The following is a 703-nucleotide window of genomic DNA, read 5'->3' on the forward strand; positions in this document are numbered from 1 at the left end:
CGTCCTTCATCGCCTCTGACTGCCAGGGCATCCACCGTGTACGCTTAGTCGCTTAACCTCACAACCCGAAGATGTCTTCGTGCTGTAAGTTTTGAGAGACTCACGAACAACTTGCGTTGTTCTGTGTTTCAATTTTCAGCTTGTTCCGGATTTTTAAAGAGCATAATACTTCACAGCATACTGATTCAGTACACTCTGAACTATTTTAACGGACAGGGATGGTGGAGCTATGCGGGATCGAACCGCAGACCTCCTGCGTGCAAAGCAGGCGCTCTCCCAGCTGAGCTATAGCCCCATCGAGTCATACAACGTTCTGTTACCCGTAATTTTCACTGAGACAAGGCGCAGAATGACGAAGCATACTTTTCAGTATGTGAGTCATTTTGCAACACCGTATCAGGGAAAATTTGGTAGGCCTGAGTGGACTTGAACCACCGACCTCACCCTTATCAGGGGTGCGCTCTAACCACCTGAGCTACAAGCCTGCAGAAGTTTTACTGCCCGTTTTTCTTTTCATCAGACAATCTGTGTGAGCACTGCAAAAGACCGTATCTCTAAGGTAAGGAGGTGATCCAACCGCAGGTTCCCCTACGGTTACCTTGTTACGACTTCACCCCAGTCATGAATCACAAAGTGGTAAGCGCCCTCCCGAAGGTTAAGCTACCTACTTCTTTTGCAACCCACTCCCATGGTGTGACGGGCG

Annotated in this window: 2 tRNA genes and 1 rRNA gene; all 3 read right to left on the minus strand. The window is 48.9% G+C overall.

The features are described 5' to 3' along the window. Positions 1-219: 219 nt before the first annotated feature. Positions 220-295, minus strand: a tRNA-Ala gene (locus A9B99_RS17625). 113 nt (positions 296-408) lie between these two features. After that, positions 409-485 (minus strand) — tRNA-Ile (locus A9B99_RS17630). 75 nt (positions 486-560) lie between these two features. Continuing rightward, a 16S ribosomal RNA gene (locus A9B99_RS17635) occupies positions 561-703 on the minus strand; the annotation flags it as partial.

It is taken from the genome of Mangrovibacter phragmitis, assembly GCF_001655675.1.
GTDB classification, from domain to species: Bacteria; Pseudomonadota; Gammaproteobacteria; order Enterobacterales; family Enterobacteriaceae; genus Mangrovibacter; species Mangrovibacter phragmitis.